We start from the raw sequence: 22,992 nt of genomic DNA, 5'->3' as shown, positions 1-22,992 counted from the left end.
TCGGCGACGAAGCTGCCGCCGCACACATGACACGACGACGTTCATGCTCAAGGAGGAAACATGGCCATCACAACGGGGTTCCGTCTGCCGGGGTTCAATTCGCGGCGCGGCAAGCAGTCCTGGGACCGGCACACCTGGCTCTACGTGTCGGTGATCATCGCGGTCGTGCTCGGTGCGCTCGTCGGGCTCATCTGGCCCGAGGTCGGGCAGGGCTTCGAGGCGCTCGGCAAGGGATTCGTCGCGTTGATCAAGATGATGATCGCACCGATCATCTTCTGCACGATCGTCGTCGGAGTCGGATCCATCGCGAAGGCGGCGACGGTCGGGAAGATCGGCGGTCTCGCGCTGCTGTACTTCATGATCATGTCGACCTTCGCCCTTGCCATCGGCCTCGTCGTCGGCAACATCATCCACCCGGGATCCGGGCTCGACATGGCCGCCTCGACGTACGATCCCGAGGGCGCGGCCGAGGCCAAGACGACGCAGGAGTTCATCCTCGGGATCATCCCCGCGACGTTCTTCGGCGCCTTCACGGGGGAGAGCGTGCTGCAGGTGCTGTTCATCGCCCTCCTCGTCGGCTTCGCTCTGCAGGGCCTCGGCGACCGCGGCGCGCCGATCATGGAGGCGGTGAAGCAGCTGCAGAAGCTGGTGTTCCGCATTCTCGGCATGATCCTCTGGCTGGCGCCGATCGGCGCCTTCGGAGCCATCGCGGCCGTGGTGGGCAAGACCGGGATCTCGGCGATCTGGAGCCTCGGCATCCTGATGGTCGCGTTCTACATCACGTGCATCCTGTTCATCGTCGTGGTGCTGGGCACGCTGCTCTGGGCCGTCACGCGGGTCAACATCTTCTCGCTCATCAAGTACCTGGCGCGCGAGTACCTGCTGATCGTCGGCACGTCCTCGTCGGAGTCGGCGCTGCCGCGGCTGATCGCGAAGATGGAGCATGTCGGCGTCTCCAAGCCGGTGGTGGGCATCACGGTGCCGACGGGCTACTCGTTCAACCTCGACGGCACGGCGATCTACCTCACGATGGCCTCGCTGTTCATCGCGACGGGCATGGGCCAGCCGATGTCCATCGGCGAGCAGATCGGTCTGCTGCTGTTCATGATCATCGCGAGCAAGGGCGCCGCCGGTGTCACCGGGGCGGGACTCGCCACCCTGGCGGGCGGACTGCAGGCCTACCGCCCCGATCTCGTCGACGGCGTCGGCGTGATCGTCGGCATCGACCGATTCATGTCGGAAGGTCGTGCGCTGACCAACTTCACGGGTAACGCGGTGGCCACGCTCCTCATCGGCACCTGGACCAAGCAGATCGACCGCGATCGTACGCGTCGGGTGCTCAGCGGGGAGCTGCCCTTCGACGAGTCGATGCTGGACGGTGTCGACGCGCACGGGCTGTCCGACGCACCGGACGCGGCGGGCGTGCAGGAGCTCAGCGACTCGGCCGTGTCGGAGATGGCGGCGAAGGAGCAGCGGGCGCGGGATCGCGCCGCACAGCGCTGATCCGCGCTGCGGGACGAAGAAAGGATGGGAGGCCGGAGGGATCCGGCCTCCCATCCGTGTGGTCAACCGCTCTTGCGTCGGAACTCGCGCCGCGTCTGCGGAGCGGCCGCGCCGTGCACGGCGGAATCGCCGTCGAGGTGCGACTCGCCCTGTCGGTGCTGCGCGTTCTTCTTCTCGAGCGCTTCCTTGAACTTGCGCTTCATCTCCTCGGAGGAGGTGGCGCCTTCTTCGGTGCTCATGCCCCGAGCCTAGAGCACGCTCGCGACGAGGGGGAGTTCAGGTCCGTCGCCTGCGGGTGACGAGATCGATCAGCAGACCGACCCCGATCGCGACGGCGATCGACACGGGCACGGCGACGAGCGGCCCTCCGGGCACGATCGCGGCCACCGCCGCGCCGACCGCCGCCTGGTAGACGGCCCATCCGGTCGCGGCGAGTGCGACGAGGGCGAGATACCGCGGGGGATGGATGCGCGATGCCCCGGCGACGAGGTTGATGGCGAGCCGGGCGAAGGGCACGAACCTCGCCGTGAACAGCACCGTGGCCGTGCCTCCGTCGAGTCGCCTCCGCGCCCAGCCGAGAGCCTGTTGCACGCGGGGTGCGCGCATCCAGCGCCAGCGTTCGGTGCCGACCACCCGGCCGATCAGGTAGCAGCACACGTCGCCCACGGTCGCAGCGATCGCGGCACAGACGATGACCGCCCACAGCGAGGGTGCCCCGGTCGTGACGGCGAGAGCTCCGAGAGCGGTCACCGCGACCTCTCCGGGGATGACCACGAAGAAGGCGTCGACGACGACGAGGAGGCTCATCAGCACCAGGCTCCAGGGGCCGTCGAGAGAATCGGCGAGCAGGTCGGTCGGCACGGCTTCACTGTGCACGCGCACGGTGAACGGGAACCAAAGAACGGATAGCCGGTGACCTGCGATCCAGCATCGGGTGAACATCTGGTGGCCCGGGCCGTTTTCGGGGATTCCCGCACTCCCGCGACGTCATCCTGAGGATGTGAGAGTAGCGATCATCACGGAATCCTTCCTTCCGCACATGAACGGCGTGACCGGCTCGGTGCTGCAGATCCTGCGACACCTCGAGAACCGGGGGCACGACGCCCACGTCATCGCGCCCGCCGCCCTCGGCATGCCCGACGCGGTGAGCGGCGCGCGCGTCGAGGCGATCCCGAGTCTCGCGCTGCCGGGCTACCGCAACGTGCGGGTCGGCACGTCGCCGGCGCACCGCGTCGCCGCCTCCCTGCGTCGGTTCGAGCCCGACGTCGTGCACCTGGCCTCGCCGTTCGCGCTCGGCTGGCGCGGGGTGCTCGCCGCCGAACGGCTCGACGTGGCATCCGTCGCCGCCTATCAGACCGATGTCGCGGCGTATACCGAGCGCTACCGGATCGCGGCGACGACGGGCATCGCCCAGACGCACATCGCCCGGCTCCACCGTCGTGCGACGATGACGCTGGCGCCGTCCGCCGAATCGGCGCAGCAGCTCGCTTCGCTCGGCATCGACCGCGTGCGGCGGTGGGGGAGAGGCGTCGACGCCGAGCGCTTCCAGCCCTCCCGCCGCAGCAGCGAACTGCGCGGCGCCTGGGGTGCGGATGCCGTGATCGGCTACGTCGGCCGCCTGGCTCCGGAGAAGCAGGTCGAGGATCTCGTCGCCCTGCGCGGAATCCCCGGCACGCGTCTGGTGATCGTGGGTGATGGCCCGACCCGTTCGAGGCTCGAGGCCCTGCTGCCGGAGGCGCTGTTCCTCGGTCACCTCGACGGCGACGAGCTCGCCGCGGCGATGGCCTCCTTCGACGTGTTCGTGCACCCGGGGGAGAGCGAGACGTTCGGTCAGACCCTGCAGGAGGCGCACGCGAGCGGTGTACCCGTGATCGCCACCGGCCGCGGTGGTCCGCTCGACCTCGTCCGCATGGGCATCGACGGCTGGCTCTACCGTCCCGGAGACCTCGACGACCTGCGGATGCGCGTGGCCGATCTCGCCGGGGATGCCCGCAAGCGTCGGGCGTTCGGAGAGGCAGGGCGGGAAGCCGTGCAGGGCCGCAGCTGGGCGAGCGTGTGCGACCAGCTCCTCGGACACTTCGAGGATGCGCGGACGCTGCACCAGGTGGATGCCGGTGCGCGCGCTCGCCGTGTCGTGCGCCCGGAGGCCGCAGCGCCGGTCACGCCGCGACGGTGGCGCCGCTATGTCGCCCTCGGGGATTCCCTCACCGAGGGGCTCTGCGATCCCGCACCCGACGGCGCCCTGCGCGGCTGGGCCGACAGACTCGCGCTGCTCCTCGCCGCCCGCGGCGGACTCCACTACGCGAACCTCGCGATCCGCTCGAAGCGCGTGAGCGACGTGTGCGGCACGCAGCTCGATCGGGCGCTCGAGCTGCGGCCCGACCTGGTCTCGATCCTGATCGGCGCGAACGACCTGGTGAAGCACCGCGTCGATGTGCCTGCGCTCGCCGCACGTCTCGAGGACGCCGTGCGACAGCTCCGCGACATCGGCGCCGACGTGGTGCTGGTGACCCCGTTCCTGCCCGGGCGCCGCGCCGCATCCATCTACTCCCGGCGATTCGCCGCGTTCGCCACCGCCCTCGCCGGGATCGCCGCGCGCACCGGCGCGATCCTGATCGACACGGACCTGCATCCGACCCTGCCGGAGCGCCCCAACTGGGGCGAGGACCTCGTGCACCTCAGCAGCCGCGGCCACCGGTTCCTCGCGTACCGCGCGGCCGAGGTCCTCGGCGTTCCGGATGCCGATGCCCTCGGTGTGCTGGATGCCGCTCTGCACGAGAACGAGACGATCGGCGCGGGGGTGTGGTGGCGCCGGCATGCCCTGCCGTGGGTGTGGCGTCGACTGCACGGGCGCGCCGCGGGCGACGGCCGCTCGGCGAAGCACGACGACTACGTTTATCTCGGACGCTCCTCCGCGGTGCGCGGTGTCTTCTCGGGTCGCTGAGCGGTCGTCGCTTCCGGTCGTCGAGCGGGCGAAGCGAGACGAGCCGCCGTCAGCGCCGCCCCATGCCGTGGTACTGCCACCCCGCGGCCCGCCAGGCCTCCGCGTCGAGGCAGTTCCGGCCGTCGACGATGATGCGACCGCGCACCAGACCACCCGCGTGCGTGGGCGACAGGTCACGGCGGTACTCGTCCCACTCGGTGACGATCACGACCGCATCCGCTTCCCGCAGGGCGTCGTCGCGTTCTCTCGCGTAACCGAGCTGCGGGTGCGCGGCCCGCGCGTTGTCGATGGCGGCCGGGTCGGTCACGACGACGTCGGCGCCGAGTCCGCGCAGCCGCACGGCGACGTCGAGTGCAGGCGAATCGCGGATGTCGTCGCTGAAGGGCTTGAACGCCGCTCCCAGCACCGCGATCCGTCGGCCGAAGACGAGCCCGCCGAGCGCGTCGACGACGAGCTGCACGGCCCGGTCGCGACGCCGCAGGTTGATCGCGTCGACCTCGCGCAGGAAGCCGACGGACTCTCCGCGCCCGAGCTCCTCGGCGCGGGCGGCGAAGGCGCGGATGTCCTTCGGCAGGCATCCGCCGCCGAAGCCGATGCCGGAGCCGAGGTAGCGGCGTCCGATGCGTCCGTCGTGGCCGAGGGCGTCTGCGAGAAGGGTGACATCGGCGCCCGCGGCCTCGGCGATCTCCGCCATCGCATTGATGAACGAGATCTTGGTGGCGAGAAAGGCGTTGGCCGCGCCCTTGACCAGCTCGGACGTGGCGAGATCGGTGACCAGGAAGGGCGTTCCGGCCTCGAGCGCGGAGCTGTATGCCGAGCGCAGCACCTCGACCGCGCGCTCGCCGTCGGCGCCGGGTGCCGCTCCGACGACGAGCCTGTCGGGAGTGAGGGTGTCGTGGACGGCCCATCCTTCCCGGAGGAACTCCGGATTCCAGACCAGCGTCGCGCCGCTGTCGGCGATCCGTTCGGCGAGCCGGGCGGCGGTGCCGACCGGCACGGTCGACTTCCCGGCGAGCACGTCGCCCGGGCGGAGGTGGGGGAGCAGGGCGTCCACCGCGGCGTCGACGTAGCGGAGGTCGGCGGCGTGCCCGCCGGCGACCTGCGGGGTTCCGACGGCGAGAAAGTGCACATCCGCCCCCGCGGCATCCGCCATGCTGCTGCGGAAGCGCAGGCGTCCGGAGGCGAGGCCGTCCGCGAGCAGCTCGGAGAGCCGCGGCTCGAAGAAGGGCGCCGTCCCGGAGGCGAGAGCGGCGACCTTGTCTTCGTCGACGTCGATGCCGACGACGTCGTGTCCGATCGAGGCCATGGCCGCGGCGTGCACGGCACCGAGGTACCCGCATCCGATCACTGACATGCGCATGATGTCAGCACAGCGGATGCCGCTCTCGCCCCGGCGTCCGGGCGGTGAACGCCTCGTGGCCGGGACATGTCCGATCCGTCATGAGCATCGGCTCGCGGGATTCCGGGGATCCCGCTGGTAGGCTGGGTGGGGTTGACGTGTGTCAACTGCACAATTTCATATCGACTCATGGAGCGAGCGGCGGAGAAGCTGGTCCCCTGTGGTGGGTTCCTCGGCGGGAGATGTCGGGTGGCTTTCTACTGGTGGCCAGCGCAGGCGATGTTCGCGGGAGTGCCCGCGCGCCCGAACCCTGCTGTTTCCGCTCCTCTTGAATGCGCTCGCGCGTCATACGGATTCGCGAGTCTAAACAAAGAAGGAGAGACCTCTTGGAAGGTCCTGAAATCACCGCCACCGAGGCCGTTCTCGACAACGGCCGCTTCGGCACCCGCACCATCCGCTTCGAGACCGGCCGCCTCGCGCAGCAGGCTCAGGGCGCAGTCGCCGCGTACCTCGACGGCGAGACCATGCTCCTCTCGGCCACCAGCGCTGGCAAGCACCCGCGCGAGGGCTTCGACTTCTTCCCGCTGACGGTCGACGTCGAGGAGCGCTCCTACGCCGCCGGCAAGATCCCCGGCTCGTTCTTCCGTCGTGAGGGCCGCCCCTCCACCGAGGCGATCCTCGTCTGCCGTCTGATCGACCGCCCGCTGCGTCCGTCGTTCGTCGACGGCCTGCGCAACGAGGTCCAGATCGTCATCACCGTGCTGTCCATCGCTCCGGGCGAGTTCTACGACGCCCTCGCGATCAACGCGGCGTCCGCATCCACGCAGATCTCCGGTCTGCCGTTCTCGGGCCCCGTCGCCGGTGTGCGTCTCGCGTTCATCCCGGGTCACGGCGAGAACGCCGACCAGTGGGTCGCGTTCCCGACCGCCGAGCAGGTGTCGGAGGCCGTCTTCGACCTGATCGTCGCCGGTCGCGTCGTCACCAAGAACGATGGCACGGAAGACGTCGCCATCATGATGGTCGAGGCCGAGGCCACCGAGGGCAGCTGGAACCTGATCAAGGCCGGCGCCACCAAGCCGAACGAGGAGATCGTCGCCCAGGGCCTCGAGGCCTCGAAGCCGTTCATCGCGCAGCTGGTGAAGGCTCAGGCCGAGCTCGCCGCGACCGCGTCGAAGGAGCCGGGCGTCTACCCGGTCTTCCCGGCGTACAGCCAGGAGGTCTACGACTTCGTCGCCGGCCGTTCCTACGACGAGCTCGTCGGCGTCTACCAGATCGCCGACAAGACCGAGCGTCAGACCGCCGACGACGCGATCAAGGACCGCGTCAAGGCCGAGCTCATCGAAGCCACCGAGGCGGGTTCGCTCCCGGCCGCGGCTCCGCTCGAGTTCTCCGCCGCCTACAAGTCGGTCACGAAGAAGATCGTCCGCGGCCGCATCCTCACCGAGGGTGCTCGCATCGACGGTCGCGGCCTGGCGGACATCCGTCCGCTCGACGCCGAGGTGCAGGTCATCCCGCGCGTTCACGGTTCGGCGATCTTCCAGCGCGGCGAGACCCAGATCATGGGTATCACCACGCTGAACATGCTGAAGATGGAGCAGCAGATCGACTCGCTGTCGCCCACGACCAGCAAGCGCTACATGCACCACTACAACTTCCCGCCCTACTCGACCGGTGAGACCGGCCGTGTCGGTTCGCCGAAGCGTCGCGAGATCGGGCACGGCTTCCTCGCCGAGCGCGCCCTCGTGCCGGTGCTGCCGAGCCGCGAGGAGTTTCCGTACGCGATCCGTCAGGTGTCCGAGGCGCTCAGCTCCAACGGCTCGACGTCGATGGGTTCCGTCTGCGCCTCCACCCTGTCCCTGCTGAACGCGGGTGTGCCGCTGCGCGCTCCCGTCGCCGGTATCGCCATGGGTCTCGTCTCCGACGAGGTCAACGGCGAGACCCGCTACGCGGCTCTGACCGACATCCTCGGTGCGGAAGACGCTCTCGGCGACATGGACTTCAAGGTCGCCGGTACCAGCGAGTTCGTGACCGCGATCCAGCTCGACACGAAGCTCGACGGTATCCCGTCGTCGGTGCTCGCCGGTGCGCTGACCCAGGCTCGCGAGGCTCGTCTGACGATCCTCAACGTCCTGAACGCCGCGATCGACGCTCCTGACGAGATGGCGCCGACCGCGCCCCGCGTCATCAGCGTGCAGATCCCGGTCGACAAGATCGGCGAGCTGATCGGCCCGAAGGGCAAGACGATCAACGCGATCCAGGATGAGACCGGCGCGCAGATCTCCATCGAGGAGGACGGCACCGTCTACATCGGCGCGACGGACGGCCCCTCGGCCGAAGCCGCTCGTGCGCAGGTGAACGCGATCGCCAACCCGACCAACCCGGAGATCGGCGAGCAGTTCCTCGGAACCGTCGTGAAGATCGCCACGTTCGGCGCCTTCGTCTCGCTGCTTCCCGGCAAGGACGGCCTGCTGCACGTCACCGAGGTGCGCAAGCTCGCCGGTGGCAAGCGCGTCGAGAACGTCGACGACGTCCTCTCGGTCGGTCAGAAGATCCTCGTGAAGATCACGAAGATCGACGACCGCGGCAAGCTGTCGCTGGAGCCCGTCATCGACGAGGCGCCCGCCGCAGAAGCTGAGCCCGTCGAGGCCGCAGCCGCCGAGTAAGCACCACGCTCGAACTGGAACCCGGGTCCGTCCGCACAGGACGGGCCCGGGTTCCGTCGTCGAGACGTGACCAAACTGTTATGGGAAGTTTTCGCGCCGTTCCCCTGATTGGTCGGGACGTTCGCCGATGTCGCTTACCCTCGAAGTACGCACCGGGGGGTGCACCACGAGCAGTGACGCAGGTCGGCACGCACCGATCTACGCGGGGGTGAGAGTATGCGGTTGTTCAGCGTAGGCGCGGGAGCGTCAGACGAGCGAGCCCAGGGCGCCGCACCCGCCGCCGCCGAGCACCCTTCCGCTCCGATCCCGATCGTCGGACCCGGAGTCGGTGAGAACGTCCGTCAGGCTCTCGGCGAGACCGGCTTCGAAACATTCCCGCTGATGCTGGGCGCCGCCGAGTTCGGCTGGAACGTCGACCTCGAGACGAGTCATGCCATCCTCGATCGCTACGTGGAGTTCGGCGGCAATGCGATCCACACCGCCGACGGATTCTCCGGCGGACGCAGCGAGCACATCATCGGGCAGTGGCTCCGGTCCCGCGGTCAGCGCGAACGCGCGATCCTGAGCGTGCGCATCGGCGCTCATGCCGACAACCCGGGGCTCGGCTCCGTGAACCTCGTGCGGGCCGTCGAAGGATCCTTGACGCGTCTCGGCGTGGAGCGCATCGACGTGCTGTACCTCGATGCGACGCTCGACAGCACGACGAACGTCGAAGACACCCTCGCGACGGTCGAATGGCTCAAGGACGCGGGCAAGATCGGCGCCGTCGGGGCCTTCGGCTTCGCCCCGGAGCGTCTGGTCGAGGCGCGCATCCTGGCTTCGGCAGGCTACCCGCGCATCGAGGTGATCGACGCGCCGTACAACCTGCTCCGTCGGCAGCCGTTCGAGGGCGATCTGCGCCTCGTCGCCGGGGCTCAGAACCTCGCTGTGACCCCCTCGCACGCGCTCGAGCACGGCTTCCTGTCGGGTCGTCACCGCAGCAAGGCGCTGACCTCGCAGGGCGTCCGCGGCGAGCAGCTGCGCGGACATCTCAACCGCCGGGGCATCAAGATCCTCCGCGCGCTCGATCAGGTCGCCGGCGACCTCGCAGTGCCCGTGGCTGCCGTCTCCATCGCGTGGCTCCTTGCGCAGCGCACGATCGCGGCGCCGATCGTGAACACGTTCGCGACCGATCACGTCGACGAGCTCATGCAGGGCGCGGGCGTCACGCTCTCGCGCACCCAGGTCGCAGAGCTCACGCGTGCGGGCAACTGAGCATCGTCCCACCTGTGACATAGGGTGGATGAGAGGCCCGGCGGATGCTGGCGATGAAGCGAGCGAGTTGTGACGCACTACATATATCTGGTCAGACACGGTGAACATCAGGATGCCGAGCACGGCCTCGCCGACGGACCCCTCTCGCCCCGCGGACAACGCCAGGCCGAGCTGATCGCCGATCGGCTGTCCGGGCTTCCGCTCGATGCCGTCTGGCATTCGCCGCTGCTGCGCGCGAACGAGACGGCCCGCGCGATCGCGGGACGGCTCCCGTCCGTCGACCCCGAGCCGACGGCGCTGCTCTTCGACTGCGTCCCCACGGGCATGACCGAGGAGACGCCCGCCGCGTACGAGCCGTTCTTCGGGTCGATCTCGGACGCCGAGATCGACGCCGGTCGTGCACAGATGGACGACGCGGTGAACGAGTTCCTGATGCGCAAGAACGGCGAGGTCCACGAGGTCCTCATCACGCACAACTTCGTCATCTCGTGGTTCGTCCGCGAGGTGCTCGGCGCGCCGGAGTGGCGCTGGATGACCCTGAACCAGGCGCACTGTGGGCTGACGATCATCGCGCAGAAGCAGGGGCGCCCCTGGACGCTGCTCAATCACAACGACACGGGGCACCTGCCGTTCGAGCTGCGCACGGGCATCCCCGACCCGATGCCGGTCTGAGGCCCGCGCGCCCCGGACGGAAGCGGTCGCCCGCTCCATAGACTGGATGCATGACCTCGCAGGTAGCACTCGTCGGCGGAACCGGGAAGCTCGGCACGATCATCCACGCGGTGATCGACGAGCTCGAGGGCTTCGAGGTGAGCCGCGTGCTGACGTCGTCGAGCGATCTCTCCGAACTCGACGGAGCCGACCTCGTCGTCGATGCGTCGACGCCGCAGATCAGCATCGACGTGGTGCGTGCCGCCGTCGAGCGGGGGATCAACATCCTGGTGGCGACGTCGGGCTGGTCGGCGGAGCGCATCGCGCTCGTGCGTCCGCTCGTCGAGGCTGCCGGCACGGGTGCGGTGTTCATCCCGAACTTCTCGCTGGGCTCGGTTCTGGGCTCGGCACTGGCCGCCGCGGCCGCGCCGTTCTTCGGGTCGGCGGAGATCATCGAGGCGCACCGCGAGACGAAGATCGACTCGCCGAGCGGCACGGCTGTGCGCACCGCCGAACTCATCGCGGCGGCGCGCGCCGAGCAGGGGCCGGTGAGCGCCCCGCACGCCGATCAGCGCGCCCGCGGTCAGCAGGTCGGCAGCGTGCCGATCCACTCGCTGCGCCGTCCCGGTGTGGTCGCCAAGCAGGAGGTCATCCTCGCGGGCCCCGGCGAATCCCTCACCTTCACGCACGACACGGTCGATTCCGCTCTCGCCTACGCGCCCGGCATCCGTCTTGCGGTGCCGTTCGCGCGTGACGCCACGGGCGTGTTCGTGGGTCTCGAGAACATGATCGACATCGGCATCCGCGCATGATGTCGCGGATCGGCGTCGGGCTGATGGCCGCCGCGCTGCTCGTCTATCTGGCCGTCGCGATCTGGCTCGCGGTGATGTTCATCTCGGTCGGCACCCCCATCTCGATCGGGATGGGGATCACGCTCCTCGTTCTCACGCCGATCGGAGCCTGGGCACTCGTCCGGGAGATGCAGTTCGGATTCTCGGCCGACCGGCTCGGACGACAGCTCGAGGCCGAGGGCGGCATGCCGCCGGTCGAGACGGAGCTGACGCCGAGCGGCCGGATCGCGCGAGCCGACGCCGATCCGCTGATCGCGCGGTATACGGCCGAAGCCGAGGCGGCGGCCACGGACTGGCGTTCCCGCTACCGCCTGGGTGTCGTGCAGGATGCCGCCGGACGCCGCAAGGACGCCCGGGGCAGCATCCGCGAGGCGATCCGCCTCGCCCGCTCCGCCCGTTCGCGCGCGTGATCAGGCGAGCGTGGCCTCGAGCGTGATCTCGATTCCCGCGAGCGCCTGAGAGACCGGGCACCCGGTCTTCGCCTCGGCGGCGATCTCCTGGAACTTTTCGGCCGTGAGCCCGGGGACGACCGCGTTCACGTTGAGGTGGCTTCCGGTGATGCCGACGCCCGGCTTGAAGGTCACGGAGGCGGTGGTGTCCACCTTCTCCGGCGGGGTGCCGTTCTCGGCGAGGGCGTGCGAGAGAGCCATGCTGAAGCATGACGAGTGCGCGGCCGCGATGAGCTCTTCCGGCGTGGTGGTCGTGTCGCTGCCTTCGCTGCGGGCCTTCCAGTTGATCGGGAAGGTGCCGAGGTTCGACGACGAGAAGGCGACCGTGCCCGACCCTTCCATGAGGGATCCGGTCCACGTGCTGGCGGCTTCGCTGGTGACGGGCATGATTCCTCCGGTTCTCGCAGAGCGCTCGGTGCGCGCTCGCGTAGCGGCCAGCCTATCGACCGGGCGGACCCGACGGAACAGCGGTCAGACCGTGGATGCCGCTCGACCGATGAGCCCAGCGCGCTGCAGCAGCAGGTAGAGCTGGCAACCGAGGCAGAAGGCGAAGGCTGCGTTCAGGAATGCCGCGAGGAAGGCGGCGGCGGTGGCGATCGGAAGAGCCCACGGCACGCCGATCAGGTGCAGGACCAGGCCGACGCCGACCACGAAGAGCCCGACACCCTGCGAGAACCGCGGCGGACGCGGGTCTTCGAGTTCCACCGGCGGCGCCAGACGGGGCCTCACGAGTCGGCGGAACAGCACGCCCCAGGGGGCGGTCGTCGGCGACGCGACGCTCCAGAGGAACAGAAGGGCGATCGCGACGGTGAGGAGGAAACCGGGGTCGAGCACGCGCTGCGCGAGGGATGCGGAAGCGATCGCCCACGTGCCCGGGGCGAATGTCGCGTCGGCGAGGGGCTGATACGCGAACCAACCGGGGGCCTGCGCGGTGGAGATGCCGATGAGTGCCAGAAACGTCGCGACGAGCAGCAGCACCGCCGTGATCGTGGCGGCGAAGCGGGGACCGCGAGGGTCGATGCCTGCAGGAGTGGTCATGGGTGCTCCGCTCTTCGGGCCTCAGACGGAGGCGACGGCTTCGGTGAGGGCGTGCCGATGGGGCACCCCGTGGAATCGGGCACGGACGGCGCCGGAGCCGTCGATCAGGAACGTGGTGGGCGTCTGCAGCACCTTGTAACGAACGGAGAGGTCCGGCCGATGAGTCAGGTCGACCTCGACGTGACGCAGCCCGTCGTGGTCCGACGCGTAGGCGTCGAGCATCCGTCGCACCTGCGGGCATCGCGCGCACATCTCCGTGCTGAACTGCACCAGAGTGGCACGCGATCCGAGCTCGGCCGATGCGGCATCCGCCGGGTCGAAGCGGAGCGCACCCGCATCGCGGCGGCGTCCGTCGCGGCGACGCAGGACCACGCCGATGATCGTGGCGAGCACGAGCAGTGCTGCCGCGATGGCTCCCGCGAGGAATGGCGACATGGCTTGAGAGTACGTCTGTCGGAGGGGTCGGAGGGCCGATGTTTCCGACCGTGACGATCGGCGCGCGAGCGGGACGGCATCCGCCCGTGCCCGCGGAGGGGCGGGTATCGTGGCTGTCATGAGCGCTGGCGTCCCGACCCCGTACGAAGACCTGCTCCGCGACGTGCTGGAGACCGGCACGCACAAGTCGGATCGCACGGGCACCGGCACGACGAGCGTCTTCGGCAGGCAGATCCGTTTCGACCTGTCGCAGGGGTTCCCGCTGATCACCACCAAGCGGGTCCATTTCAAGTCGATCGCCTACGAGCTCCTCTGGTTCCTGCGAGGAGAGTCGAACGTGCGCTGGCTGCAGGACAACGGCGTGACGATCTGGGACGAGTGGGCCGACGCGTCGGGCGACCTCGGCCCGGTGTACGGCGTGCAGTGGCGCTCGTGGCCGACGCCGGACGGCGAGAGCATCGACCAGCTCTCCCAGGTCATCGACCAGATCCGTCAGTCGCCGGACTCCCGCCGGCTGATCGTGTCGGCGTGGAACCCGGCCGACATCCCCGACATGGCGCTCGCGCCGTGCCACGCTCTCTTCCAGTTCTACGTCGCCGACGGCAAGCTGTCGTGCCAGCTCTACCAGCGCAGCGCCGACATGTTCCTCGGCGTGCCGTTCAACATCGCCTCGTACGCCCTGCTGACGATGATGATCGCCCAGCAGGTCGGGCTCGAGCCGGGCGATTTCGTGTGGACGGGCGGGGACTGCCACATCTACGACAACCACCTCGAGCAGGTGAAGGAGCAGCTGACACGCGAGCCGTTCGCCTACCCGACGCTCCGCTTCGCCCGCGTGCCGGAGTCGATCCTCGGCTACCAGTACGAGGACTTCGTGGTGGAGGACTACCAGCACCACGCTCCCATCCGCGCGGCGGTCGCCGTATGACCTGGGTGGGTCTGATCTGGGCGGAGGCGCACGGGGGAGTGATCGGCGCCGAGGGCGGGATGCCCTGGCACGTCCCTGAGGACCTGGCCCACTTCAAGCAGGTCACCCTCGGCGCTCCCGTGGTGATGGGTCGCAAGACCTGGGATTCGCTTCCGGAGCGGTTCCGTCCCCTCGAGGGTCGCGAGAACATCGTGATCACGCGCCAGCAGGACTGGACCGCGGACGGGGCGCACCGGGCGGCGAACGTCGCGGAGTCGGTCCGGGGCAAGGACAGGGTGTGGATCATCGGCGGGGCGGAGATCCTCCGGCTCGTCATCGCCGACGCCGACCGTCTCGAGGTGACCGAGCTCGACCTCGCGGTCGACGGAGACGCCTACGCGCCCTCGAAGGCCGGGTGGCGTCTCGTCGACGAGGGCGAGTGGCAGACGTCGCGCACCGGTGTCCGATACCGCTTCCTCGGATACGAGCGCTGATGCCCACCGCACTGATCACCGGAGCCAGCGCAGGACTCGGCGCGGAGTTCGCCCGGCAGCTCGCCCGCCGTCGCGCCGACCTGATCCTCGTGGCACGGTCCGAGGATGCCCTCGACTCCCTGGCAGCCGACCTGCGGAGCGCGCACGGTGTCGCCGTCGAGGTGCTCGTCGCGGATCTCGCCGACCAAGACGGCGTCGGGAAGGTCGCCGACCGGCTGCGGGATGCGGCAGACCCGGTCGACCTCCTCATCAACAACGCTGGGTTCGGGCTGCCGCTGCAGTTCGCCGACAACGACATCGACGACGAGGTGCGCCACCTGCGGGTGCACGTCGAAGCGTCGATGCGGTTGATGCACGCGGCGCTGCAGACCATGCGGGGGCGTGGCGGACGCATCATCAACGTCGCCTCGGTGGCGGGATTCATCTCCCGCTCCACGTACTCCGCGTGCAAGTCGTGGCTGATCGGCTTCAGCCGCTGGGCCAACGCCGAGTATGCCCGCGACGGTGTCACCGTGACGGCGGTCTGCCCCGGGTTCACCCACACGACGTTCCACGAGCGCATGGGTCTTGCGGTGGGCCAGGAGGGCGTCCCGGGATTCATGTGGTTGAACGCCCGCGATGTCGTGCGCGAGGGTCTGCGCGATGCGGCACGGGGGAAGTCCGTCTCGGTTCCTTCGCTGCGCTACAAGGCACTCGTGGCCTTGACCCGTGTCCTGCCGACCTCGCTCACGTCGGGTGTCGCCCGGCGCGGCCGCGTCTGATCGCGGCACCGCACCATGGGATGGTTCCGCAGAGAGAAGCGCGATCCGCAGGACGCCAATGAGATCCTGCGCCAGTACAACGAGTCGGAGGCGGCGCGCATCTCCGCCCTGACGAACGGGTCCGTCAGCACGCGGGATACGCCTTCCTTCCTCAGCGCCGGCGGCGCTGCGGCCGAGGTGGCCGTCGAGGACGTCTTCACGATCACCGGGCGCGGACAGGTGGCGACCGGCACGGTGACGACGGGGACGATCCGGGTCGGCGATGCCGTCGTCGTGCTCCGCGACGGCACATCCGTCGCGGAGAGCGCGATCACCGGCATCGAGATGTTCCGCAAACGCGCCGATGAGGCGTCGGTGGGCACCATGATCGGCGTGCTGCTGCGCGACAGGATCGATGTGACCCGCGGAGACGTCATCCGCGTCCGCTCGTCTGCGTGAGCAGCATCCGAACCGATACGCTGGAGGCATGACGCACTCGGGCAACCCATTCGGACAGGTTCTCGTCGCGCTCGTCACTCCGATGACGGCCGACGGCGAAGTCGACTGGCCCGCCGTCGAGAAGCACATCGATGACGTGATCACCGCAGGCGCGGACGGCATCGTCGTGACGGGAACGACCGGCGAGACCTCGACCCTGACGGACCCCGAGAAGCTCAAGCTCGTCGAGGTCGGCAAGTCGGTCTCCGCCGGCCGTGCGAAGGTCATCACGGGTGGCGGATCGAACGAGACCGCGCACGCCATCGAGCTGTACAAGGCCAGCGAGAAGGCCGGCGCCGACGGCATCATGATCGTCACGCCGTACTACAACAAGCCGACCCAGGCCGGCATCCTCACGCACTTCCGCATGGTGGCCGACGCGACCGACCTGCCGGTGATCCTCTACGACATCCCCGGCCGCACCGGCGTGCCGATCAAGTACGAGACGATCCTCCGGCTCGCGAAGCACCCGAACATCCTCGCGGTGAAAGACGCCAAAGGCGACTTCTCCGAGGTGAGCCGCGTGCTCAACCAGACCGACCTCATGTACTTCTCCGGCGACGACGCCAATGCGCTGCCGCATCTCGCGATCGGCGCCACCGGCCTCATCGGCGTCACGGCGAACGTCGCCGCGGCACCGTACCGCGCCATCATCGACGCCGTGAACGCGGGCGACCTGGCGACGGCGACCCAAGAGCACAAGAGGCTCGAACCTCTCGTGCGCGCCGTCATGACCCACGTGCCCGGCACCGTCGCAGCGAAGTACATCCTGCACGGTCTCGGCCGCATCTCCAGCCCGCGGGTGCGTCTTCCCCTGGTCGGCCCGGAGGAGTGGGAGGCCGCGCTCATCGAGGACGAGCTCGACCTCGTGAAGAACGTGCCCGGCGCCGATTTCTCGAACTTCCGACCCGACCGCAACGCGGCTGCGGGTGGTGCCCTGCCGAAGGTGCACGGCACGACGCGCTGAGTCGCGTCGCCATGAACGAACGGACGCGCAGAGTGTCCGACTGAGGAGACAGCATGTCCATCCCCCTGTCCGAACCGTCCGCACTCGACGAAGGAACGCTGCGGGTCATCCCGATCGGCGGTCTCGGCGAGATCGGTCGGAACATGACCATGTTCGAGTACGACGGCAAGATCCTGATCGTCGACTGCGGCGTGCTGTTTCCCGAGGAGCACCAGCCGGGCGTCGACCTGATCCTGCCCGACTTCGAGCCGATCCGGGATCGGCTCGACGACATCGTCGGGGTCGTGCTCACGCACGGTCACGAGGATCACATCGGCGCCGTCCCGTACCTTCTGCGTCTGAAGAGCGACATCCCGCTGATCGGCTCCGGTCTCACGCTCGCGCTGGTCGAGGCGAAGCTCAAGGAGCACCGCATCAAGGCGTTCACGCTCACCGTGACCGAGGGTCAGGAGGAGCGCGTCGGACCGTTCGACCTCGAGTTCGTCGCGGTCAACCACTCGATCCCGGATGCTCTCGCCGTGGCGATCCGCACCCCCGCGGGCATGGTCCTCGCAACGGGTGACTTCAAGATGGACCAGCTGCCGCTCGACGGCCGGATCACCGACCTGCGGGCCTTCTCCCGTCTCGGCGAGGAGGGTGTCGACCTGTTCCTGGTCGACTCCACGAACGCCGACGTCCCCGGTTTCACGCCCACGGAGCGTTCGATCGGACCGGTTCTCGATCAGGTGATCGCGAAGGCTCCCCGCCGCGTCATCGTGGCGAGCTTCTCGAGTCACGTGCACCGTGTGCAGCAGGTCATCGACGCCGCCTACGCCAACGGACGCCGCGTCGCGTTCCTCGGCCGCAGCATGGTCCGCAACATGACGATCGCCGAGCAGCTCGGCTACCTCAAGGTCCCCGCGGGAGTGCTGATCGATTTCAAGAAGGCGCGCGACCTGCCCGACGAGCAGGTCGTCTACATGTCGACCGGGTCACAGGGCGAGCCGATGGCGGTCCTCAGCCGGATGGCCAACCTGGACCACGCGATCGAGATCAGCGAGGGCGACACGGTCATCCTCGCGTCCAGCCTCATTCCCGGCAACGAGAACGCCGTCTACCGCGTGATCGACGGTCTCACCAAGCTCGGTGCGAACGTCGTGCACAAGGCGAACGCGAAGGTGCACGTCTCGGGGCACGCCGCGGCCGGTGAGCTGCTGTACTGCTACAACATCCTGAAGCCGAAGAACGTGCTCCCGGTGCACGGCGAGTACCGCCATCTCATCGCCAACGCGAAGCTCGCTCAGGACACCGGCGTTCCCGAGGCGAACACGATCATCGCCTCGAACGGCACCGTGATCGACCTGAAGGACGGCGTGGCACGCGTCACCGGCCAGCTGGATCTCGGCTTCGTGTACGTCGACGGCTCCACGGTCGGCGAGATCACGGACGCCGACCTCAAGGATCGCCGCATCCTCGGCGAAGAGGGATTCATCTCGGTCATCGTCGTCGTGGATGCCGCCACGGGCCGCATCATCTCCGGACCCGAGATCCACGCACGAGGCGTCGCCGAAGACGATTCGGTGTTCGACGACGTCACCCCGAAGATCGTCGCGGCCCTCAAGGAGGCGTCCGGCAACGGCGTGCGCGACACTCACGCGCTGTCGCAGGTCGTGCGCCGCACGATCGGCCGCTGGGTGAACCAGAGGCTTCGTCGGCGCCCGATGATCGTGCCGCTCGTGATCGAGGCGTGAGACGCCGCCATCACGGGCGAACGCACTCACGGCTGACCGACACATCGTCGTAACAGCCGCGCTCTAGGCTCACGTCATGTTGACGGGCTTCTCCATCCGGCGGGCGACGCAACCTGACGCGGTCTTCCTCGGCGACATGCTCGTCGAGGCGGCGAACTGGCGCGCCGGGGGAGTGCGTCCGCGCCACGAGGTGCTGACGTCGGCGGACCACCGGCGCTACCTCGCCGGGTGGAAGCGCGCGGCGGATGAGGGTCTGATCGCCGTCGGCGACGACGGCGTTCCGGTCGGTGCCGCCTGGTACCGGATGCTGCCGCAGAACGAGCCGGGGTTCGGATATGTGGGCGCCGGCGTGCCGGAGCTCATCATCGGCGTTCATCCGCTCTGGCGTGCGCGGGGTGTCGGCCGCTCGCTGCTGCGGGGAATCGTGGAGTTGGCGAGCGCGCAGGGATATGCCCGGATCAGCCTCAGCGTGGAGCGCGACAACTTCGCCCGCAACCTCTACCGATCGGAGGGGTTCAACGTCACCGCCGAGGGTCTGATGCGCGACACGATGGTGCGCCGCACCGGGTGAGCGCCGCTCGCCGGATCCTGGGAAAGCCGCGTCATTACGGGGATATGTCAGCGGCCCGTCGTAACGTGAGACCATGGCCAGGAGTTCCACGAAGACCGAGCGTGCGTCCACGAGCGCACCCTCGCGCGCCAAGCGGCAGACGGCTCCCAAGGCCCAGCCCGCGCCCAAGAAGTACATCGACGAGCAGGACAAGCCGCCGGTCGCCGTTCGCGCCTGGGTCGGATTGGCTCATGGTGTGGGTGGTCTGTTCCGGGCGTTCGGTCCGGAGAGTCTCGAGAAGGACGATCGTCGCGACGGTTTCCCGTTCCTGCTCGTGCTCCTCGCCATCGCGGGCGCCGTCAACGAGTGGTTCTTCATCGGCAGCGAGATCGCCGCGAACATCAGTGCGTATTCGGTCGGTCTCTTCGTCGGCCGCGTCGCATTCTTCATGCCGGTGCTGCTCCTGCTGCTCGCGGGCTGGCTGTTCCGTCACCCGTCGTCCGTGCATGACAACGGGCGCATCGGAATCGGCTTCGGGATGTTCGTCCTGGCGCTCGCGGGCATCTTCCATGTCGCCGGCCCGCGTCCGCATCCCAATCAGGGGATGCCCGCGCTCAGCGAGTCCGGGGGTCTGCTCGGGTGGCTCGTCGGCCAGCCGCTGACGTATCTCACCGACATCCCGGCGTACCTCGTGCTGGCGCTGCTCGCCGCGCTCAGCATCCTGATCCTCACCAAGACTCCGCCCAACCGCATCGGCGCGCGTCTCGGCGACCTCTACGCGTGGATGTTCGACGCGGAGCGTCCGGAGAAGCCCGCGAAGGATGCCGCGGCGATCGACGATGCCGACAAGGTCGACGACCCCGATGTGCTGCCCTGGTGGCGACGCAACAAGACCGGGCGAGAAGAGGACCCCGACGAGGGAACCCTCGGCTCGGACGACATCACGGCGCTTCTGAGCACCGCGGAGCCGACGCCGGCGTACGACCAGGCGGTCGTGGTCGAGAACCCGTACGACGCGGCCACCGAGGTGCTGACCGACGTGCGCTCCGTCACCGACGCCCTCGCGGAACAGCAGGCGACGGCGCTGCTCGACGACGAGTCCGACACGGGCGAGATGCCCGAGCTCCCGGGTCTTGACGGGTTCGGGACCGACGGACCGGGAGAGCGCGGTCCCCAAGCGCCCGCAGCTCCCTACATCCTGCCGTCTCCGGGCCTGCTGGTCGAGGGTCCGCCGCCTGTTCTGCGCTCCGAGGCCACCGACAAGGTGATCGAGCAGATCACGAGCGTGCTGACCCAGTTCAAGGTCGATGCGAAGGTCACCGGGTTCTCGCGAGGCCCGACGGTCACGCAGTACGAGGTCGAGGTCGGTCACGGCGTCAAGGTCGAGAAGATCCTCCAGCTCAGCAACAACTTCGCCTACGCCGTCGCCTCCAACGACGTGCGCATCCTCTCGCCCATCCCGGGCAAGAGCGCCATCGGCATCGAGATCCCGAACGCCGACAAGGAGATGGTGGCGCTCGGCGACGTGCTGCGCTCCCCGGCCGCGCAGAAGAGCACGCACCCGATGACCATCGGCGTCGGAAAGGACGTCGGCGGCAACATCGTGATCGCCAACCTCGCGAAGATGCCGCACCTCCTCGTCGCCGGTTCCACGGGCTCCGGCAAGTCCAGCTTCGTGAACTCCATGATCACGAGCCTGCTGATGCGTGCGCGCCCCGCCGACGTCCGTATGGTGCTGATCGACCCGAAGCGCGTGGAACTCACCAGCTACGCCGGTGTTCCGCACCTCATCACCCCGATCATCACGAACCCCAAGAAGGCGGCCGAGGCGCTGCAGTGGGTCGTGAAGGAGATGGACATGCGGTACGACGACCTCGCGTCGTTCGGCTACCGCCACATCGACGACTTCAACCGCGCGGTGCGCGCCGGAGAGGTCGAGCTGCCGGTGGGCAGCGAACGCGTGCTCAAGCCATACCCCTACCTTCTGGTCGTCGTCGACGAGCTCGCCGACCTGATGATGGTCGCGCCCCGCGACGTCGAGGACTCGATCGTGCGCATCACCCAGCTCGCGCGAGCGTCCGGCATCCACCTCGTCCTCGCGACGCAACGACCCAGCGTCGACGTGGTCACCGGTCTGATCAAGGCCAACGTGCCGTCGCGCCTGGCCTTCGCGGTCACCAGCGTCACCGACAGCCGCGTGATCCTCGACAGTCCGGGCGCCGACAAGCTGATCGGTCAGGGCGACGCGCTGTTCTCGCCGATGGGTTCGTCGAAGCCGTTCCGCCTGCAGGGCGCGTGGGTCGACGAGAAGGAGATCGACGCGGTCGTCAAGCACGTCACTCGTCAGGCCCGGCCGGACTACCGCCCCGATGTGCAGGAGGCTCTCGAGCCGACGAAGAAGAAAGAGGTCGACGAAGACATCGGCGACGACCTCGAGCTGCTCCTGGCCGCCGCCGAGCTCATCGTCTCGTCGCAGTTCGGATCGACCTCGATGCTGCAGCGCAAGCTGCGGGTCGGCTTCGCGAAGGCCGGTCGACTGATGGACCTGCTGGAATCGCGGGAGATCGTCGGCCCGTCCGAGGGGTCCAAGGCGCGAGATGTCCTCGCGACCGCCGAACAGCTTCCCCAGGTGATGGCCAAGCTGCGCGGAGAAGACGCGCCGGCCGCACCCACCGCGCCACCGGGGGCGTCGACGGCATCGGCGAGCCCGGCATACGACGATCCGACCGAGGCGCAGTTCAGCGGACTGCCCGTCGTGGAGGCCGAGGGCGATGAAGACGCCTGGGGCCTGACGGGTCGCGACTGATGGCGATCCCGCGTCAGCTGCCCAACGCCATCACGGTCGCGCGCATCCCGCTCGCCGTCGTCTTCTTCATCCTGCTCCTGCTCGGCGGCACCGACGGGATCCCGGATCCGACGCTGCGCTGGATCGCCGGAGTCCTCTTCATCGTGGGGATCTCCACGGACTGGGTCGACGGTTATCTGGCACGCAAATACGAGATCGTCACCGATTTCGGCAAGCTGTGGGATCCGATCGCCGACAAGCTCCTCACGGGCGCAGGCTTCATCGGGCTGGCGATCCTCGGCGAGGTCGACTGGTGGATCGTCGTCATCATCCTCATCCGCGAGTGGGGCATCACCGTGCACCGACTCATGGTCGCCAGTGAGCATGTCGTCGCGGCGGCCTGGATGGGGAAGGTGAAGACCGCGTTCCAGGGCGTCGCTCTCGGCTGGGCGCTGCTGCCGCTCCACTTCTTCATCGGCCTCGGGCCGTGGACCCTGATCACCTTCCTGCTGATGATCGTCGTCCTCGTGCTCACCGTGGCGAGCGGCATCGACTACATCGTGGCGCAGGCGCGAGGGGCACGGCAGAAGTCGTGAGCGGGGCGCTGGCGCCGCAGGTGCTGTCGGCACTCGGTCGTCGAGGTTGGACGCTGGGCGTCGCGGAGTCCCTCACCGGGGGTGCCGTGTGTGCAGAGCTGGTGTCGGTGCCGGGCGCGTCCGCGGTGCTGCTCGGGGGAGTGGTCGCCTACGCCACGCCCGTCAAGCAGACGGTGCTCGGAGTGGACGCGGAACTCCTGGCTCAGCACGGCCCGGTGCATCCCGTCGTCGCCCGCCAGATGGCCGACGGTGTGCGACGCGTCGTCTCCGTCGAGGGACGCGCGGCCGACGTCGGGATCTCGACCACCGGCATCGCAGGGCCCGAATCGCCGGACGGGCAGCCGGTCGGCACCGTCCACGTCGGAGTCGTGACTCCCGGAGCCGCTCGGACACGGGAGCTCCATCTCGTCGGCGACCGGGCGGCGATCCGTGCCCAGTCCGTGTCGGCGGTGCTCGCATTCCTTCTCGAGATGGTCGAGGAATAGTCGCGTGTCCCTTGCGGTTATGACTGATGTGCTCACATTGAAACCACAGAGTGCAGGGGTAGATTCTGTGCACGCCAGGAGGACTAGACTGGCTGTCTCATCGAGAGGGAACT

Annotated in this window: 23 protein-coding genes; 17 read left to right on the top strand and 6 right to left on the bottom strand. The window is 68.7% G+C overall.

Features of this window, described 5'->3' with window-relative positions; all coding sequences use genetic code 11:
* Nucleotides 1–60: 60 nt before the first annotated feature.
* The gene (locus tag DW306_RS16660; RefSeq protein WP_136056698.1) at nucleotides 61–1,503 is read left to right on the top strand and encodes a cation:dicarboxylase symporter family transporter; all 1,443 of its coding nucleotides are present in this window, start codon (nucleotides 61–63) and stop codon (nucleotides 1,501–1,503) included.
* A 62-nt stretch (nucleotides 1,504–1,565) separates the two neighbouring features.
* On the opposite strand, the gene DW306_RS21340 is transcribed toward DW306_RS16660, so the two are convergent.
* Both DW306_RS21340 and DW306_RS16655 read right to left on the bottom strand, forming a co-directional pair.
* On the bottom strand, nucleotides 1,566–1,742 hold the full coding sequence (locus DW306_RS21340; RefSeq protein ID WP_165808049.1) for a DUF5302 domain-containing protein: 177 nt from the start codon (nucleotides 1,740–1,742) through the stop codon (nucleotides 1,566–1,568).
* 37 nt (nucleotides 1,743–1,779) lie between these two features.
* Nucleotides 1,780–2,364, bottom strand: a complete 585-nt coding sequence (locus DW306_RS16655; RefSeq protein ID WP_240747237.1) for a VTT domain-containing protein — start codon at nucleotides 2,362–2,364, stop codon at nucleotides 1,780–1,782.
* Between the two features lie 178 nt (nucleotides 2,365–2,542).
* Here DW306_RS16655 and DW306_RS16650 point away from each other — a divergent pair, with 178 nt between their 5' ends.
* Nucleotides 2,543–4,447 (top strand): GDSL-type esterase/lipase family protein, encoded by a 1,905-nt coding sequence (locus DW306_RS16650; RefSeq protein ID WP_240747236.1) that lies wholly within the window; start codon nucleotides 2,543–2,545, stop codon nucleotides 4,445–4,447.
* A 49-nt stretch (nucleotides 4,448–4,496) separates the two neighbouring features.
* Here the strand turns inward: DW306_RS16650 and DW306_RS16645 are convergent, their stop codons facing one another.
* Nucleotides 4,497–5,807 (bottom strand): UDP-glucose/GDP-mannose dehydrogenase family protein, encoded by a 1,311-nt coding sequence (locus tag DW306_RS16645; RefSeq protein WP_136056695.1) that lies wholly within the window; start codon nucleotides 5,805–5,807, stop codon nucleotides 4,497–4,499.
* Between the two features lie 365 nt (nucleotides 5,808–6,172).
* Between DW306_RS16645 and DW306_RS16640 the strand changes: the two genes are divergently transcribed.
* The 5 genes from DW306_RS16640 to DW306_RS16620 all read left to right on the top strand — a co-directional run bounded on the left by DW306_RS16640 (nucleotide 6,173) and on the right by DW306_RS16620 (nucleotide 11,615).
* A complete protein-coding gene (locus DW306_RS16640) occupies nucleotides 6,173–8,449 on the top strand; it encodes a polyribonucleotide nucleotidyltransferase (RefSeq protein ID WP_136056694.1) in 2,277 nt (758 codons plus the stop codon).
* A gap of 216 nt (nucleotides 8,450–8,665) precedes the next feature.
* Complete coding sequence (locus tag DW306_RS16635; RefSeq protein WP_136056693.1) at nucleotides 8,666–9,703, top strand: aldo/keto reductase; 1,038 nt, start codon at nucleotides 8,666–8,668, stop codon at nucleotides 9,701–9,703.
* A gap of 69 nt (nucleotides 9,704–9,772) precedes the next feature.
* Nucleotides 9,773–10,375, top strand: coding sequence for a histidine phosphatase family protein (locus tag DW306_RS16630; protein ID WP_136056692.1), 603 nt, complete (start codon nucleotides 9,773–9,775; stop codon nucleotides 10,373–10,375).
* 50 nt (nucleotides 10,376–10,425) lie between these two features.
* Nucleotides 10,426–11,166, top strand: coding sequence for a 4-hydroxy-tetrahydrodipicolinate reductase (gene dapB / locus DW306_RS16625; RefSeq protein WP_136056691.1), 741 nt, complete (start codon nucleotides 10,426–10,428; stop codon nucleotides 11,164–11,166).
* A complete protein-coding gene (locus tag DW306_RS16620; protein WP_240747235.1) occupies nucleotides 11,163–11,615 on the top strand; it encodes a hypothetical protein in 453 nt (150 codons plus the stop codon). Before dapB ends, DW306_RS16620 begins: the two co-directional genes overlap by 4 nt.
* Here DW306_RS16620 and DW306_RS16615 read toward each other — a convergent pair whose 3' ends face one another.
* The 3 genes from DW306_RS16615 to DW306_RS16605 all read right to left on the bottom strand — a co-directional run bounded on the left by DW306_RS16615 (nucleotide 11,616) and on the right by DW306_RS16605 (nucleotide 13,127).
* Entirely contained in the window at nucleotides 11,616–12,041 is a 426-nt protein-coding gene (locus DW306_RS16615) for an OsmC family peroxiredoxin (protein ID WP_136056690.1), read from the bottom strand.
* An 84-nt stretch (nucleotides 12,042–12,125) separates the two neighbouring features.
* Complete coding sequence (locus tag DW306_RS16610) at nucleotides 12,126–12,692, bottom strand: DUF4395 family protein (RefSeq protein ID WP_136056689.1); 567 nt, start codon at nucleotides 12,690–12,692, stop codon at nucleotides 12,126–12,128.
* 21 nt (nucleotides 12,693–12,713) lie between these two features.
* The gene (locus tag DW306_RS16605; RefSeq protein WP_136056688.1) at nucleotides 12,714–13,127 is read right to left on the bottom strand and encodes a thioredoxin family protein; all 414 of its coding nucleotides are present in this window, start codon (nucleotides 13,125–13,127) and stop codon (nucleotides 12,714–12,716) included.
* Nucleotides 13,128–13,245: 118 nt separating this feature from the next.
* Between DW306_RS16605 and DW306_RS16600 the strand changes: the two genes are divergently transcribed.
* From DW306_RS16600 to DW306_RS16555, 10 genes are all read left to right on the top strand, one after another.
* Nucleotides 13,246–14,055, top strand: a complete 810-nt coding sequence (locus tag DW306_RS16600; RefSeq protein ID WP_136056687.1) for a thymidylate synthase — start codon at nucleotides 13,246–13,248, stop codon at nucleotides 14,053–14,055.
* The gene (locus tag DW306_RS16595) at nucleotides 14,052–14,528 is read left to right on the top strand and encodes a dihydrofolate reductase (protein WP_136056686.1); all 477 of its coding nucleotides are present in this window, start codon (nucleotides 14,052–14,054) and stop codon (nucleotides 14,526–14,528) included. Before DW306_RS16600 ends, DW306_RS16595 begins: the two co-directional genes overlap by 4 nt.
* Nucleotides 14,528–15,289: an SDR family oxidoreductase gene (locus DW306_RS16590; RefSeq protein ID WP_136056685.1), complete on the top strand. Its 762-nt coding sequence runs from the start codon at nucleotides 14,528–14,530 to the stop codon at nucleotides 15,287–15,289. Before DW306_RS16595 ends, DW306_RS16590 begins: the two co-directional genes overlap by 1 nt.
* Nucleotides 15,290–15,304: 15 nt before the next feature.
* Nucleotides 15,305–15,727 (top strand): EF-Tu/IF-2/RF-3 family GTPase, encoded by a 423-nt coding sequence (locus DW306_RS16585; RefSeq protein ID WP_136056684.1) that lies wholly within the window; start codon nucleotides 15,305–15,307, stop codon nucleotides 15,725–15,727.
* A 28-nt stretch (nucleotides 15,728–15,755) separates the two neighbouring features.
* A complete protein-coding gene (gene dapA / locus DW306_RS16580; protein ID WP_136056683.1) occupies nucleotides 15,756–16,733 on the top strand; it encodes a 4-hydroxy-tetrahydrodipicolinate synthase in 978 nt (325 codons plus the stop codon).
* A 53-nt stretch (nucleotides 16,734–16,786) separates the two neighbouring features.
* Entirely contained in the window at nucleotides 16,787–18,463 is a 1,677-nt protein-coding gene (locus DW306_RS16575) for a ribonuclease J (protein ID WP_136056682.1), read from the top strand.
* Between the two features lie 76 nt (nucleotides 18,464–18,539).
* Nucleotides 18,540–19,034: a GNAT family N-acetyltransferase gene (locus tag DW306_RS16570; protein WP_136056681.1), complete on the top strand. Its 495-nt coding sequence runs from the start codon at nucleotides 18,540–18,542 to the stop codon at nucleotides 19,032–19,034.
* A 73-nt stretch (nucleotides 19,035–19,107) separates the two neighbouring features.
* A complete protein-coding gene (locus DW306_RS16565) occupies nucleotides 19,108–21,819 on the top strand; it encodes a DNA translocase FtsK (protein WP_136056680.1) in 2,712 nt (903 codons plus the stop codon).
* Nucleotides 21,819–22,394, top strand: coding sequence for a CDP-diacylglycerol--glycerol-3-phosphate 3-phosphatidyltransferase (gene pgsA, locus DW306_RS16560; protein ID WP_136056679.1), 576 nt, complete (start codon nucleotides 21,819–21,821; stop codon nucleotides 22,392–22,394). Before DW306_RS16565 ends, pgsA begins: the two co-directional genes overlap by 1 nt.
* Complete coding sequence (locus tag DW306_RS16555) at nucleotides 22,391–22,879, top strand: CinA family protein (RefSeq protein ID WP_136056678.1); 489 nt, start codon at nucleotides 22,391–22,393, stop codon at nucleotides 22,877–22,879. Before pgsA ends, DW306_RS16555 begins: the two co-directional genes overlap by 4 nt.
* The last annotated feature ends 113 nt before the right edge of the window (nucleotides 22,880–22,992 follow it).

The sequence above is a fragment of the Microbacterium sp. K24 genome, assembly GCF_004794465.1.
In the GTDB taxonomy this organism is placed as follows: Bacteria; Actinomycetota; Actinomycetes; order Actinomycetales; family Microbacteriaceae; genus Microbacterium.
This window is presented reverse-complemented; position numbering and strand designations above follow the sequence as displayed.